The organism is Plantactinospora sp. BB1 (assembly GCF_003030385.1).
In the GTDB taxonomy this organism is placed as follows: Bacteria; Actinomycetota; Actinomycetes; order Mycobacteriales; family Micromonosporaceae; genus Plantactinospora.
This window is the reverse complement of the sequence record NZ_CP028159.1, coordinates 6,922,192-6,936,327: the sequence shown is the minus strand read 5'-3', so window position 1 is coordinate 6,936,327 and position 14,136 is coordinate 6,922,192. Positions and strand designations below refer to the sequence as shown.

14 protein-coding genes are annotated in these 14,136 nt (G+C 73.2%); 8 read left to right on the top strand and 6 right to left on the bottom strand.

Annotation, left to right across the window (positions count from 1 at the left end):
• The first annotated feature begins 26 nt into the window (after window positions 1-26).
• The 6 genes from C6W10_RS30305 (at window position 27) to C6W10_RS30280 (ending at window position 4,633) form a co-directional block, all read left to right on the top strand.
• On the top strand, window positions 27-1,436 hold the full coding sequence (locus tag C6W10_RS30305; RefSeq protein ID WP_369937200.1) for a glycosyltransferase 87 family protein: 1,410 nt from the start codon (window positions 27-29) through the stop codon (window positions 1,434-1,436).
• Window positions 1,433-1,888, top strand: a complete 456-nt coding sequence (crcB, locus tag C6W10_RS30300) for a fluoride efflux transporter CrcB (protein ID WP_199853772.1) — start codon at window positions 1,433-1,435, stop codon at window positions 1,886-1,888. Before C6W10_RS30305 ends, crcB begins: the two co-directional genes overlap by 4 nt.
• A gap of 19 nt (window positions 1,889-1,907) precedes the next feature.
• A complete protein-coding gene (locus C6W10_RS30295) occupies window positions 1,908-2,282 on the top strand; it encodes a CrcB family protein (RefSeq protein WP_369937197.1) in 375 nt (124 codons plus the stop codon).
• Window positions 2,283-2,645: 363 nt separating this feature from the next.
• Window positions 2,646-3,281, top strand: a complete 636-nt coding sequence (locus C6W10_RS30290) for a phosphoribosyltransferase (protein ID WP_107262517.1) — start codon at window positions 2,646-2,648, stop codon at window positions 3,279-3,281.
• 19 nt (window positions 3,282-3,300) lie between these two features.
• On the top strand, window positions 3,301-3,702 hold the full coding sequence (locus tag C6W10_RS30285) for a zf-TFIIB domain-containing protein (protein WP_107262516.1): 402 nt from the start codon (window positions 3,301-3,303) through the stop codon (window positions 3,700-3,702).
• A gap of 241 nt (window positions 3,703-3,943) precedes the next feature.
• Complete coding sequence (locus tag C6W10_RS30280) at window positions 3,944-4,633, top strand: maleylpyruvate isomerase N-terminal domain-containing protein (protein WP_107264402.1); 690 nt, start codon at window positions 3,944-3,946, stop codon at window positions 4,631-4,633.
• 94 nt (window positions 4,634-4,727) lie between these two features.
• On the opposite strand, the gene dnaB is transcribed toward C6W10_RS30280, so the two are convergent.
• The gene (gene dnaB, locus C6W10_RS30275; RefSeq protein WP_369938723.1) at window positions 4,728-7,187 is read right to left on the bottom strand and encodes a replicative DNA helicase; all 2,460 of its coding nucleotides are present in this window, start codon (window positions 7,185-7,187) and stop codon (window positions 4,728-4,730) included.
• 791 nt (window positions 7,188-7,978) lie between these two features.
• On the opposite strand from dnaB, the gene C6W10_RS30270 reads away from it, so the two are divergent.
• Window positions 7,979-10,477 carry a hypothetical protein gene (locus C6W10_RS30270; protein WP_107262514.1) on the top strand — a complete coding sequence of 833 codons (2,499 nt, stop codon included), beginning with the start codon at window positions 7,979-7,981 and terminating at the stop codon, window positions 10,475-10,477.
• Between the two features lie 82 nt (window positions 10,478-10,559).
• On the opposite strand, the gene rplI is transcribed toward C6W10_RS30270, so the two are convergent.
• The 5 genes from rplI to C6W10_RS30245 all read right to left on the bottom strand — a co-directional run bounded on the left by rplI (window position 10,560) and on the right by C6W10_RS30245 (window position 13,187).
• Window positions 10,560-11,009 carry a 50S ribosomal protein L9 gene (gene rplI / locus C6W10_RS30265; protein ID WP_101368797.1) on the bottom strand — a complete coding sequence of 150 codons (450 nt, stop codon included), beginning with the start codon at window positions 11,007-11,009 and terminating at the stop codon, window positions 10,560-10,562.
• Between the two features lie 14 nt (window positions 11,010-11,023).
• Window positions 11,024-11,263 (bottom strand): 30S ribosomal protein S18, encoded by a 240-nt coding sequence (gene rpsR / locus C6W10_RS30260; RefSeq protein ID WP_007073789.1) that lies wholly within the window; start codon window positions 11,261-11,263, stop codon window positions 11,024-11,026.
• A 44-nt stretch (window positions 11,264-11,307) separates the two neighbouring features.
• Window positions 11,308-11,853 carry a single-stranded DNA-binding protein gene (locus C6W10_RS30255; protein ID WP_199853388.1) on the bottom strand — a complete coding sequence of 182 codons (546 nt, stop codon included), beginning with the start codon at window positions 11,851-11,853 and terminating at the stop codon, window positions 11,308-11,310.
• 74 nt (window positions 11,854-11,927) lie between these two features.
• Window positions 11,928-12,218, bottom strand: coding sequence for a 30S ribosomal protein S6 (gene rpsF, locus C6W10_RS30250; RefSeq protein WP_101368798.1), 291 nt, complete (start codon window positions 12,216-12,218; stop codon window positions 11,928-11,930).
• Between the two features lie 495 nt (window positions 12,219-12,713).
• Complete coding sequence (locus C6W10_RS30245; protein WP_159104818.1) at window positions 12,714-13,187, bottom strand: hypothetical protein; 474 nt, start codon at window positions 13,185-13,187, stop codon at window positions 12,714-12,716.
• A gap of 168 nt (window positions 13,188-13,355) precedes the next feature.
• Here C6W10_RS30245 and C6W10_RS30240 point away from each other — a divergent pair, with 168 nt between their 5' ends.
• Entirely contained in the window at window positions 13,356-14,135 is a 780-nt protein-coding gene (locus tag C6W10_RS30240; protein WP_107262512.1) for a deoxyribonuclease IV, read from the top strand.
• The last annotated feature ends 1 nt before the right edge of the window (window position 14,136 follow it).

Genomic DNA, 14,136 nt, shown 5'->3' with positions numbered 1-14,136 from the left:
GCCGGACGTCTGCCACACTTGCCCGCGTGAGTGCCACGGACGAACTGGACACCTCGCCGGCCACCCGGACGCCGGAAGGCCGGGGACACTGGCGTCGGGCCGACCGGGCGGCCGGTGGCCTCGCCGCCGACCTGGTGCTCTACCTCCTCTCCACCGGCTTCGCCGCCGTCACCGCGGCCACCTCCACACTCCTGCCGCACCGGGCCTGGGGCGGCGTCGCCGCCGTCGGCTACCTGGTCGCCACGATCCTGGTGCTCGGTCAACTCCTCGTCCGGCGTCGCCGGCCCGACTCCCGGCTGGCCGGTACCGCCGCGCGGGGCGGGCTGACCGTCGTCACCTGGGCCGCCACCGCGCTGCTGCCGCTGGTCTGGCAGGCGGTCGAACGGGTCGGCGGCCGGCTCGACCGGGCCCAGGAGGAGGTGGTGGTGGTCGAGCACTCCGGCGCCCGACTGCTCGACCACGGCACGCCGTACCTGACCCGGGACGCCATCGCCGCGCTGCCGGGTGCGGAGCAACTCCTCGGCTACACCCCGTACCAGCCGGGAATGGCCCTCTTCGGGCTGCCCCGCGCCCTCGCCGGCACCGCGTGGTGGACGGACGCCCGGATCTGGTTCGCCGTCGCCACCGCCGTCGCACTCGGCCTGGCCGTGCTGCTGCTGCGTCGCCCGACGGCGGTTTCCGCCGGCCGCGCGGCGCCGTCGGCGGAGCGGGCCGGCGCCCGGGACGCCGCCCTGGTCCGGGCGGTGCAGCTCGCGACGGTACTCCCGGTCTGCGCGCTGACCCTGGCCACCGGCGGCGACGACCTGCCGGTCCTCGCCCTCTGCCTGCTCGCCCTCGCCTGCGCCGCCCGGGACCGCTTCCTCGCCGCCGGGCTGGCGGTCGGGCTGGCGGCGGCACTGAAACTCTTCGCCTGGCCGGTCGCGCTGGTCCTGCTGGTGCACGCCGCCGTCCGGGGCCGCCGGACCGGGCTGCGGCTGGCCGTCGGGGCGCTCGGCCTGCCGCTGGTCGCGCTCGTCCCGGCCCAGCTCGTCGACTCGGCGGCGCTGGTCGAGAACGTGCTGCGCTTCCCGCTCGGCCATGGCCTGGTCAGCAGCCCGGCCGCGTCGCCGTTCCCCGGGTACCTGATCGCGCAGGCGCTGCCGGCCGGCCGGGTGGTCGCCGCCGCGCTGCTGGTCGCGGCCGGAGCGCTGATCGCCGTCCTGCTGCTGCGCCGCCCGCCCCGCACGGCCGCCTCCGCCGCGCTCTTCTGCGGGTACGGGTTGCTCGCCGCGATCCTGCTGATGCCGTCGACCCGGTTCGGGTACCTGCTCTACCCGGTCGCCTTCCTCGGCTGGGTCCCCGCGCTCCGGCTCGCCGGCAGCACGGGGCGGGGTGGACCGGTCGCCGACCACACCTCGGCACCGTCGGCCACCCCGCCAACCCGTCCCGTCCCGTGAACCCGTCCCGTCCTGCCGAGCCACTCGGGCCCGACGAACCCGACGAGCCGGCCGCGCTGCCGGGTCGGCCCGGCTGGGACGTCCTCGCCGCGGTCGCCCTCGGTGGTGCGCTCGGCTCGGCCGGCCGGTACGGGCTGGCGGTGCTCTGGCCGCACGCCACCACCGGCGTACCGTGGGCGACCCTGGTCACCAACCTCTCCGGCTGCGCCCTGATCGGCCTGCTGATGCGGCTGGTCACCACCGCCGCCGCCCCGCACCGGCTGGTCCGGCCGTTCCTCGGCACCGGGATCCTCGGCGGCTACACCACGTTCTCCACGTACGCGGTGGAGACCCGGGGACTGCTCGCCGCCGGCCGCCCCGGCGTCGCCGTCGGGTACCTGCTCGGCACGCTCGCCGGAGCGCTGGTCGCGGTACGCCTCGGGATGTGGGCGGCGGACCGGGTGCGGTCGTGACCGGACGGGCGGTACGACGATGCTGACCTGGGCGGCGGTCCTGGTCGGCGGCGCGGTGGGCGCGGTCGGCCGGTTCTTGGTCAACTGGCTGGTCGAGCGCCGGTCCCGCCCGGCCGCCTGGGCGACGTTCACGGTCAACGTCGTCGGCTCGCTGGTGCTCGGTCTCTTCGCCGGCCTCTCCACCGCGCTGCCGGGCTGGGTCTGGGCGCTGGTCGGCACCGGCTTCTGCGGCGCGCTGACCACCTATTCGACGTTCGGCTACGAGACCGTGCAGCTACTGCGCAGCGGGCCGGGCGGGCGCTACCGGGGCGGACTGAACGTCCTCGCCACCCTGGCCGTCGGGCTCGGCGCCGCCGCGCTGGGCTGGCAGCTCGGCACCACCGCCCTGGCCTGACACCCGCACCTCACCCGGCCTGGCCTGACACCCGCACCCCACCCGGCCTGGCCTGACACCCGCACCCCACCCGCCCTGGCCTGACACCCGCACCCCACCCGCCCTGGCCTGACAGCCGCGCCTCACCCGGCCCCGGGCTGACAGCCGCAGCTCACCCGCCCTGGGCTGACACCCGCGCCTCACTCGCGCTGGCTGAGACTCCGCGCCTCGCCGCCGGGTGCTGGCGCCTCCGCGCCGCCCCTGAGGCGGCGACCGGCGGTGCCACGTCGCGGGCCGGCCGGTCGGGTGGCCTCCGGCGGCGACCCGACGGCTTTCTCGGGCGTCTGCCGAGCGGGGTCGGCCGACGGGGCGTAAACCTGAGGCATGAACGCGACCTATCGGGATCGTGCCGAGGCCGGAGCCGTACTCGCCGACCGGCTCGCCCCGATCTCCGGCGACCCCGACGTGGTCGTCCTCGGACTGGTCCGGGGCGGCGTACCGGTGGCGGCGGCGGTGGCGGAGCCGCTCGGCGCACCGCTGGACGTACTCGTGGTCCGCAAGCTGGGCCTGCCGGAGGCGCCCGAGGTGGCCTTCGGTGCCGTCGGACCGGGCGGGCTGCGGGTGCTCAACGAGGAGATCGCCGACCGGTTGGAGCCGGAGGAGGTGGACGCGGTGGTCCGGGCCGAGACCGCCGAGCTGGAACGACGCGAGCGGCTCTACCGCAAGGACCGGCCGCCGCTGCGGCTGGACGGCCGGATCGCCGTGATCGTCGACGACGGGCTCGCCACCGGGGCCACCGCGCGGGCCGCCGTGGGAGTCGCCCGGCAACTGGGCGCCCGCCGGGTGGTCGTCGCCGTCCCGGTCGGCGCGCCGCAGGCGTACGAGGTGCTCGGCGAGACCGCCGACGAGGTGGTCTGCCCGGAACTCCCGGCGGACTTCGGCGCCGTCAGCCGCTACTACGCCGACTTCCACGAGGTATCGGATGCCGAAGTGGTGGCCGCGCTGACAGGAACTCGGTGATTCGACCGGGTACCGTCGAGTGATGCAGATGACCTGTCCCAAGTGTCGTGGCGACATGCGCCAGTACGAGCGCAGCGGCGTCACGGTTGACCAGTGCACCGAATGCCGTGGCATCTTCCTCGACCGGGGCGAGTTGGAGAAGCTGTTCGAGGCCGAGGCCAACTGGAGCCAGCAGCAGTCGCCGGCGCCGCAGCACACGCCCGCCTCGGGTGCCGGATACCCGCCGCCTCCGCCGCCGCCGGCCCCGCACCAGCCCGCCTACGGCGGTCCGAGCCACGCCCCGCCGCCGCCACCGCCCGCGCACGGCTACCCGCCGGCGCCGGCTCCGGCGTACGGGCAGCACGGGCAGCCGCACTACGGCTACCACGGGCACTACCGGCACAAGAAGCGGAAGGGTTTCCTGAACGACTTCTTCGACTGACCGGCCCCGCCGGCAGGACGGTTCCGGTCTCCGCTGGGAGACCGGCCACCGGATCGGCCGGTTGACCGGAGTTTCGCGGATCCCCGTGCCCGGGCAACGAACCTCGCGCGTCGTCGACGGGCGGGCGTACGTCGCCGGGCGCGGGGATCCCGCCTTTTGCGGCGGTGGGCTCGGCTGGACGGAGGTGGGTCGGCTGGACGGCGTAAACGCGTCCCGGCCGGGGCGTGCGGAGGTACCCGGTGTGCCGGGCAGTGAGGCGTCCCGGGCGGCGGGGCCGCAGCGGGCGCTCGGTGCGGCGTACGACCTGATCACCGCGACCGTCGGCGACCTCGCCGATGCCGACCTGCTCCGGCCGACCCGCTGCCGGGGCTGGTTCGTCGTCGACCTGTTGCTACATCTGGTCCTCGACGCCCAGCGGGCCCTGGTCACGCTCGCCAGCCCGGCGGTCGGGCCGGCGGACGTGGACGGCGTCAGCTACTGGCTGTCGCCGAGCGATCCGGACGAGGGGCGGCACGCCACCTGGGTACGCCGGTCCGCCGCCGCCTTCGACCGGCCGCGCGGAGTGGTCCGGCTCTGGACCGACACCGCACCGGCGGCGGTCCGGGCCGCCGCCGCGGCCGACCCGCTCGGGTACGTCAGCACCCAGGGTCACGTGCTGGCGGTACCGGAATTCCTCGCCACCCTGGTCACCGAGGCGGTCGTGCACCATCTCGACCTGACGGTGGACCTTGCGGACGCGCCCGAGCCGGAGCCTGCGGGCGTTGCCATCGCGGTGGCGACCCTGGACGGGCTGCTCAGCGCCGAGGCGATCCGTCCACCCGACTGGTCGGACACCGACTATCTGCTGAAGGGGACCGGGCGGCTCCCGCTGAGCGCGCACGACCGGCTGGTGCTCGGCGAGGCCGCCGGCTGGTTCCCCCTGCTCGGCTGAGCCACCCGCGACGGTGTCCGGCCGCCGACTCGGTCTCCAGGCGGCCCAGCGGCTCGGTCTGTGGGCGGCCCAGCGGCTCGGTCTCCGGGCGGGTTCAGACGATGGCCATGTCGACGAACCGGGACAGGTGCAGTTGCGCCGCGACGGTGACGGTGTCGGTCGGTCCGTTCCGGTGCTTGGCGACGATGAAGTCCGCCTCACCGGCCCGGGGCGACTCCTTGTCGTAGTAGTCGTCGCGGTGCAGCAATATGACAACGTCGGCATCTTGCTCAATTGACCCAGATTCACGCAAATCGGACAACTGCGGACGCTTGTCGGTACGCTGCTCCGGGCCACGGTTCAGCTGGCTGACCGCGATCACCGGACACTCGACCTCCTTGGCCAGCAGCTTCAGCCCTCGGGACAGCTCCGCGACCTCCTGCTGACGGCTCTCGGTGCGCTTCGGCGAACTCATCAGCTGGAGATAGTCGACAACGATCATCTTGAGGTCGTGCCGCTGCTTGAGCCGTCGGGCCTTCGCCCGGATCTCCATCAGGTTCATGTTCGGGGTGTCGTCGACGAAGAGCGGCGCCTCGCTGATCTCGCCCATCCGGCGGGCCAGCTTGGTCCAGTCGTCGTCGGAGAGCTGCCCGCTGCGCAGTACGTGCAGCGGCACCCGGGCCTCCGCCGAGAGGAGGCGCATCACGATCTCGACCTTGCTCATTTCCAGCGAGAAGATGGCACTCGCACAGTTGTGCCGGATCGCGGCGTTCCTGGCGAAGTCCATCGACGCCGTCGAGTTGTGCGTCGGGATCATCGACCGACCGGCCAGATAGAGGTGGTCGGCGTTGTCGACGGTCACGCAACGCACCGGCACGCTCGGCACCGGCCGTACGGCGACGATGTATCGCGCGCCCGACGTCGTCGTGTTGGTCGCCCGGCGACGGTCGCGATGCGCCTGGCGTTTCCGTTCGAGTCGGAAGACCTCGTCCGGCGTGCTGAAGTCGACGGTGTAGGCGGTCGCCGTCTCCTCGCTGCGGCCCCTCACCCGCCTGGTCGCGATCGTGCAGTGGTAGCCCAGGCTGACCACCAACTCCGCCACGTCGAGTGCCAACCGGTGCGACGTCGACGTGTACCGAAGGTTTCCGGTCGGCCCGACCGTGCCGTCGGTGTCCAGCAGACCGGCGAGCAGGGCACGGCGCTGAGCCTCGGACGCCCGCAGGTATGCGGCGGGCAGATGCCTGTCGTCCAGGACGTCCAGCGCCCGCAGGGCTCCGAGGAAGGACCCGTACCCCCGGGCGGCGGCGCCGTGACCGGCACCGAGCCACACCCCCAGGGTGTACGGCGGGATGGCCAGGTCGCGTTCGGGCAGTTCCAGGGGCGCGCAGTTATCGACGGCGTGGTTGAGGCGCCGATCCTGGTCGGTGGTCCGCAGGGTCGCCCTGATCTGCTCGGTGGTGACGACGTTGTCGTGCGTCGCGGTGGTCACGCTGTGCATCGGAGGTTCGGCAACTGCGATCATCTCGGCCGCCAGCCGGTGGCCGTCGTACGCCGGAGCCGACCAGTTCCGGCTGCCTCCAACCTGCTGGGCCAGATGGGGGACCCGCCCGGTCACGCCGACCCGCCGCCCGGCGGTGTGCATGGTGAAGTTGCGGGTCGACCTCGGTGACGACTCTCGGAACGTCCTGCCGACCTCACGCAGCCGGTTCGTCGACTCGTCGGTCCGGTAGCGTCGCCGAGGCGTTTCACCGCCCCGCCGACGGCTCGCCCTGGTAGTCGTCTTCCACAGGTGCTCCGCATCGGCGACGAGCGTCGACCCGTCCGAGAACTCCACCTCGTAACACGGTCGGTCGTGCATGATCTCGAAGGCGTGGGTCACCCGGGTCGGCCGACCGTCCGCACCGAGCAGCCGGTCTCCCTCCCGGATCTCACCCATCGTGGTCCAGCCGTCGGGAGTGGGCAGCGGTGTGTCCAGCGCGAGGGCCTTGCCCAGACCAGGTCTCCCAGCCACGATGATCAACTGCCCCGGGTGCAGGCCGTTGAGCAACCGGTCCAGGTCGGTGAAGCCGGTCGGTACCCCGGTCATCACGCCGCCCTGCGCACCGACCGCCTCGATCTCGTCGAGCGTCGGCTGGAGCATGTCGGCGAGGACCGCGAAGTCCTCGCTGACCCGCTTCTCGGTCACGTCGTAGATCGCCTGCTGTGCCAGGTCCACCACGTCGTCGACGTCCCGCCCGCCGCCACCGGTGGAGCCGTAGCCGAGCTGGACGATCCGGGTACCCGCCTCGACCAGGCGCCGCAGCACCGCGCGCTCGCCGACGATCCGGGCGTAGTAGGCGGCGTTGGCGGCCGTCGGCACGCTGGCGATCAGCGTGTGCAGGTAGGGCGCGCCGCCGATCCGGGCCAGATCTCCGGAGTCGGCGAGCGCGGCGGCGACGGTGATGGCGTCGGCCGGCTCGCCCCGGCCGTACAGGTCGAGGATCGCGTCGAAGACGGTCGAGTGCACCGGCCGGTAGAAGTCGTTGGTCCGGAGGATCTCGACCACGTCGGCGATCGCGTCCTTGGAGAGCAGCATGCCGCCGAGCACGCACTGCTCGGCCGCGATGTCCTGCGGCGGGGTCTTGTCGAACTGCCCGTCGCGGGGTGCCGGCACGTCCGTCGGCGGCACCGACGGTCGCGACTCCCCACGCGAGGGTCGCGACTCCCCACGGACGTCATCGGTGATCGACACAGGCATCCCCCCTCCGCCACACCGGCTGACTCCTAGCGAACCGCCGACGTACGACATTTCCCGGCTGACCCACGGCTCCGCTCGGCCGGCGGGCCAGGCCGGCCCTGGCCAGCCGCTTGACCGGGGGATGTCGGCACGGGTGGCAGGGTCAGGGCGCAACGATACGGACGTCGAGGTCAGACTCTCAAGCAGGCCGGTGGACGGAGCTCGGGACAACCTGTGGACGGTTTCCGGACGGGGTGTGTGCGGCCCTGTGCACAGGCTGTGGATAACGATTGGGGAAGATAGCCTGGAGCGTGCCTGACCTGCGCCGACTCGATCCCCACCATGTGGAGGAAAGAAACAGGTCAAATTCGGGCTACCGGGACGGCGTATCATCGGGCGACGGCAATCTGCGTACGGTACTCGCGAACGACCTACCAGACTCCTCGCGATCGACTAACCAGAAAGGTCACGCCTCGGCTGTGGACCATCGGGATCGGGGGCGGGGTGAGCTCGCCCGACATGAGTGGCAGGACAGTGGCGGCCGGAGCGACCCGGCGCCGCCCTGGCCAGGTGATCCTTATTCGCGTTCCGACGTCACCTACCGCACCCCGAGCCGACGACGAGCCCGGCACCGTGGCGCACCCGAGCCGGTGGACAACTACACGCCGTCCTGGGCCCGGGAGTCCACCGAGCCGCTCCAGCCCGGCGCCCCCCGGACGTACACCGGCAGCTCCGGCTGGGCCACCGACGCCTCCGAGCGGACCTCGGACTCCGACCTGGACCCTGGTGACGGTGGCCGGCACCATCGCCCCGACATGTCGGCGCAGCCGGCCACGGAGAGCGGTCGCCCGGAGCGTCGGCGGGTCGCCCCGGAGGTGACCTGGGACAGCACCGGCGAATACTGGCGCGGTCCGAGTGGCGCGGCCGCCGACGCCCCGGGCGGCGAGAGCGCCGGTGACCACTGGCGCGGTACCGGCGACCCGGTCGGTTGGCGGAGCGAGGCGAGCGGCAGCACGTGGCGCGACACGACCGGGAGTACGCCACGCGACACGACCGGCAGCGCGCCACGCGACACGACCGGGAGTGCGTTGCGCGACACGACCGGGAGCAGTTGGCGCGACACGACCGGCAGCGCGGCGCGCGACGCGGCCGGAGGCATGCGGGACGAGACCGCCGAGCCCCGGGCGACCGGGCGGCGCGGCAGGCGTCGCGCCGCTGCCGATCGACACCGGGACGAGGTCGACGACTGGGCCTCCGCCGCACCCACCAGCGGCTGGGTCGGTGCCGCTCCCACCACCGGCGCCGGTGCCGGCACCCCGACCAGGGGATGGATCTCCGAGGCACCCACCTCCGGCGGATGGGCCGCCGCCGCGCCCACCACCGGTGCCGGTGCGAACAGCGGGTTGCTCGGCGACCCTCCGGCCAGGTCCGGGACGGGCCGACGACGCCGCGCCGACCCGGACGATGACCCGACGCCCGGGTCCACCTCGGGGTGGGGCGTCGGAGCCACCGGTTCGCCCTCCACCGCGACCGGCCGCCGCGACCCGACCGACAGCACCGTCGGTTGGCGCGGGCGGACCGACGATTCCGCGTCCGGCCGGTGGGGCGGGGCCGCCGAGCGGGAGCCGGACCCGGCGTACGACCCCGCGTTGCCGGCGCAGGGACGTCGACGCCGCGCCGAGCCGGCCCGATGGGAGTCCGACGATCCGGGCGACCCGGTCGCGCCCGTCGGGCGGCGGCGCTCCCGGCACCGGGCCGAGGAGGAGCCGACGCAGCTCACGGAGCGGCCGGACGTCACCCCCTCGACCGAGCCGGACCCGGGGACCGACCAGTCGACGGCGGGGGCCCGCTGGGTCCGGTCGCCCGGGCAGACCGAATCCGGCGGCGGTAGCAGCCGACGGTGGCGCGGCGAGAACCCGCTGCCCGGATCCGCCGGCACCGGCGCCCGTCGGCGGCAACGCGAGCCGGACGCCGAGCCCGTCCGCCGCTACCGGGACGCCGGGCCGGTACGCCGGGCCGGCGAGGAACGGGCGGACCGGGGCCGGCACGCCGATTCCGGGCCGGGTCCACGCTCGGACGCGGCCGGCGCGGGTTGGGGTACGGATGCCGGGCCATGGGACCGGTTCACCGACACCGGGATGTTGGAGCGGGTCACCGACGGTGATCCGCCGGGAGCTGTCGGCACGCCGGGAGCCACCGGCACCGGCCGCCGCCGAGACCGGAACACCGACCCGGGACGCTGGGACCGGTCCACCGACGCCGGACAGTGGGACCGGTCGACGGACACGGGACAGTGGGACCGGTCCACGGACACCGGGCAGTGGGACCGGTTCACCGACACCACGGAGTGGCGGCACGGCGAACTCGCCGGGCTGGCCCGGGACGCCGGCAGTGGGCGCGACACCGCCGCCGACAGCGGTGCCCGGGGCAGGGAGCGTACCGAGTCGGACGGTGGCGACGCGTTCTGGTCCGGGACCAGGCTGGCCGGGGACGACCCGCGCTGGATGGGCATTCCGGACTCGGCGCCGCGTTCTCCGGCGGTCGCGTACCCGCCGCCGGCCCGGCCGGTGTCGCCGGCCCGCCGAGCGAGTCAGCCCAGCCCACCGACGGGACGGCCGGCGGCGGCACCGGGTCGCGGTCGCACCGCTGGTCGCGCCGGTACGCCCGGCTCGGCCCGCAGCGTCAGCGGGGCGGGTACGACCACCCGACGCGCCCCGAGCGGTGGCCTGCTGACCTCGGCGACCCGGACGGGGCGGCCCAGCCCGTTGAGTCGACGACTCGAAGACGACCTGCTCGATCCCCGGCCCAGTGGCCCGCTCACCGCCGTCCTCTACACCGTCGCCTGGTACGCGGTCGCCGTACTGGCCGTCTTCGTCTGGGTACTCACCCTCGACGCGAGTGTGCCGGTGGACTGCGTACCCGGGGTCTCCGGTGCGTGTGAGTCGGAGCGCGGCCAGGCGATCTCCGCGCTGCTGGCCGGGGTGCCCCGGTTCCTCGCGGCGCTGGCGACCGGTCTGGTGGTCGCCGCCCTGATGCGCTGGTTCAACCGCACCTGGCGGGCGGTGACCGTCGGGTTCGCGGCAGCGGTTGTCGGTGGTGGGCTCTCCACCGTCTTCTTCAGTGCGATCAGCGGTCAACCGGTCGGCTGAGGTCTGACCCGCCCGGGCAGAACGATTCCGGGGTGCCGTCCAAGTGGACGGCACCCCGGAACTTGCTCTGTCGCCTGGCCGGCTACTTGCCCGGTACGACCTTCAGGTCGAACCGCGCGGTGACCTCCGGGTGCAGCTTGACCCGCACCTGGTGGCTGCCGATCGACTTGATGGCGCCCGGCAGCTCCAGCCGACGCCGGTCGAGGGACGGCCCACCGGCCGCCTTCACCGCGTCCACCACGTCACCCGGGGTGACCGAGCCGAAGAGCCGCCCACCGTTGCCGGCGCGCGCGGTCAGGTTGACCTTGAGGCCCTCGAGCTGGGCCTTCACCTCGTTGGCGTGACCGAGGTCGCGGATCTCCCGGGCCGCGCGGGCCCGCTGGATGACCGTGACCTGCTTCTCCGCGCCCTTGGTCCAGGCGATCGCGAAGCCCTGCGGCAGCAGGTAGTTACGGCCGTAGCCGTCCTTGACCTCGACGATGTCGCCGGGGCTGCCGAGGCCCGACACCTCCTGGGTCAGGATGATCTTCATGTCGGCGCCTCCTCTCAGCGGGCCGTGGCCGTGTACGGCAGGAGCGCCATCTCGCGGGCGTTCTTGACCGCACGGGCGATCTGCCGCTGCTGCTGGGAGGTGACCCCGGTCACCCGCCGAGCGCGGATCTTGCCGCGGTCGGAGATGAACTTGCGCAGCAGCGCGGTGTCCTTGTAGTCGATGTAGGTGATCCCGTCCTTGTCGAGCGGGTTCACCTTCTTCTTCGGCTTGCGCAGTGCCGCAGCCTTTGCCATTGCTCTTGCTCCTGGTTTGCGATCCCGTGTGCTCGGCACGCGGGTCAGAACGGGGGCTCGTCGTCGAAGTTGCCGCCGCCCGAACCGGACGAGCGCGAGGAGGCCGGAGCCGCCGTGGCCCACGGGTCGTCGAAGTTGCCTCCGCCGCCACCGCCGCCCTGGCCACCGCCACCACCGCCGGAGGCGCCGAACCCGCCGCCACCGGAGCGCGACATCTTCTGCACCTTCGCCGTGGCGTACCGCAGCGACGGGCCGATCTCGTCGACCTCCAGCTCGATGACGGTGCGCTTCTCGCCCTCGCGGGTCTCGTAGGACCGCTGCCGGAGCCGGCCCGACACGATCACGCGGGCGCCGCGCTGCAACGACTCGGCGACGTGCTCCGCGGCCTGGCGCCAGACGGTGCACGAGAGGAAGAGCGGCTCGCCGTCCTTCCACTCGTTCGTCGTCCGGTCCATGAACCGGGGCGTCGAGGCGACCCGGAACTTGGCGACCGCGGCGCCGGACGGGGTGAAACGCAACTCGGGGTCATCGGTCAGGTTGCCGATGACCGTGATGGTGGTATCTCCTGCCATGACCATCTCCTCGCGCACTCATCAGTTCCTGAAAGGCTGCCAGAGCAGTACGACAGGACGGATGAGGCTGATCCGGGCGTGCCGGAAACGCGTCAGCGCGTCTCCGGCCGGATGACCTTGGTGCGCAGCACGGACTCGTTGAGTCGGAGCTGCCGGTCCAGCTCGGCCACCGCCGCAGGCGTCGCCTGCAGGTCGATGACGGCGTAGATCCCCTCGGCCTTCTTGTCGATCTCGAACGCGAGGCGCCGACGACCCCACACGTCGAGCTTCTCCACCGAGCCACCCGCGGTCCGGATCACGTTGAGGTACGTGTCGAGCGACGGGGCGACGGTGCGCTCCTCGAGGCTTGGATCGAGGATGACCATGATCTCGTAATGACGCAAGACGTGCTCACCTCCTCTGGGCTAGCGGCCACGGTCCTTCCGTGGCAGGAGGTCATGCGTCGTTGCCGCGCGGTCTCGGGAGGGATCCCGTCGCGCCACGGACAACCTGAGCAGAATACCCGGTCCACCGGCGTCGGGCGTCGTCGGACCCCCGTACCCCACCGGCCGGCCGGCGTGGGCCGGCCCCCGGTCGCCGGACCGGTGCGGCCTCCGCCGACCCGGCACGAAGAGCCTCCGCCGACCCGGCAAGAGCCTTCGCCGAGCCGGCACGAAGAGCCTCCGCCGGACCGGCGTCAAGAGCCTCGCCGGGCCGACAGGGAGAGCCTTCGCCGGGCCGGCGCCAAGAGCCTCCTCCGGAGCGTGTCCGGAGGAGGCTCTTCGACGCAGAGCCGCGGGGCGCATCCCGTCCGCATTCTTTGGGTGGGACCTGGGGAGGAACGACCACACCGATGAGTTGGATGGAAGGCGCCCCGCGGAGCCTATTGTATTGTCATCTTACGCGATAACAGTCTGTGTTGTGCGTTGAGCGAAAATCGCCCGAATTGCTCCTGCCGAGACGCCCACCACACAGATGGTGGCGACCAGCGCCAGCAGCGAGACCTGTCCGGCGGGCCGGACCGGGTCGGCCCGCCCCACCCGGGGGGCGGTAGCCCCGCCGAGTCGGTCGGGCGGCGGAGGGTAGCTGCCCGGCGCCGCTTCCTGCGGCGCCCTGGCGCTCCGGGGGCCGGCCACATCGGGACCATGCGGCACCGACCCCACCTCGACTCGCCCGACCGACCCGGCGGGGAAAACCCGGACCGGCGCCGTGCCGGCCCCGGAAAGCGACCCCGCCGCCTCGACCGCGACGCCGGACAGCAGCGGTGACGCGCCCGCGACGAGCGCGGCGACCGCTACGGTGGCCTGGCGGCGGAGCGACAGGATCACGTCTTCCTCTTCCGGTACGACTCGTGGACCGATCCGTCCGGACACCTGGCGAGCGGATCTCACCTGTGCCGGGCGAACGGATCTCACCTGGAGAAACGATCCACCCGCCGGGCGGTGACGCGGGCCGTCCCGGGGCCGTACGCCGTCGAGCCGCCCGATCCGGTGGTACGCCCGTCCCCGCCCGACCGACCCGCGCGACGTAGGCTCGCCTCCATGCGTATCGGAGCCCATGTCGACGCCACCGACCCGTTGGACGAGGCGGCCCTCCGGAAGGCGGACGCGGTCCAGTTCTTTCTCGCCGATCCGCAGAAGGACTGGAAGACGCCACAGCCACGGGCCGACGCCGCCCGGCTGCGCGAATCCGAGGTGGACGTCTACATCCACGCCCCGTACGTCATCAACCTCGCCACCACCAACAACCGGATCCGCATCCCCAGCCGGAAGCTGCTGCTCGGGCACGCCACCGCCGCCGCGGCGGTCGGCGCCAAGGGGCTGGTCGTGCACGGCGGGCACGTCAACGCGGGCGACGACATCGCCAAGGGCTTCGACAACTGGCGCAAGGCGTTCGCCCAGGCCGCCGACTCGGGCGGGCACGACGTTCCGGTACTCATCGAGAACACCGCCGGTGGCGACAACGCCTGCGCCCGGCGCTTCGACAACCTGGCCCGGCTCTGGGACGCGGTGGGCGACTACAACGTCGGCTTCTGCCTGGACACCTGCCACGCACATGCCGGCGGCGAGGACCTCCTCGACATCGTCGACCGGGTGTTGGCGATCACCGGCCGGATCGACCTGATCCACGCCAACGGCTCCAAGGACGGCTTCGACTCCGGCCGGGACCGTCACGAGAACCTGACCGGCGGCACCATCGACCCCGAACTGGTGGTGGCGGTGGTGCGGGCGGCCGGCGCACCGGTCATCGTCGAGACGCCCGGCGGGGTCGACGGTCAGGCCACGGACATCGCCTACCTCCGCGACCGCGTAGGCCGATAGG

Excerpts from the sequence above, each read along its gene's own strand:
- C6W10_RS30295 (WP_369937197.1), top strand. The coding sequence starts at position 1,908 with ATGCTGACCTGGGCGGCGGTCCTGGTCGGCGGCGCGGTGGGCGCGGTC.
- C6W10_RS30290 (WP_107262517.1), top strand. The coding sequence starts at position 2,646 with ATGAACGCGACCTATCGGGATCGTGCCGAGGCCGGAGCCGTACTCGCC.
- dnaB (WP_369938723.1), bottom strand. The coding sequence starts at position 7,187 with ATGCTGCTCTCCAAGGACGCGATCGCCGACGTGGTCGAGATCCTCCGG.
- rplI (WP_101368797.1), bottom strand. The coding sequence starts at position 11,009 with ATGAAGATCATCCTGACCCAGGAGGTGTCGGGCCTCGGCAGCCCCGGC.
- rpsR (WP_007073789.1), bottom strand. The coding sequence starts at position 11,263 with ATGGCAAAGGCTGCGGCACTGCGCAAGCCGAAGAAGAAGGTGAACCCG.
- C6W10_RS30240 (WP_107262512.1), top strand. The coding sequence starts at position 13,356 with ATGCGTATCGGAGCCCATGTCGACGCCACCGACCCGTTGGACGAGGCG.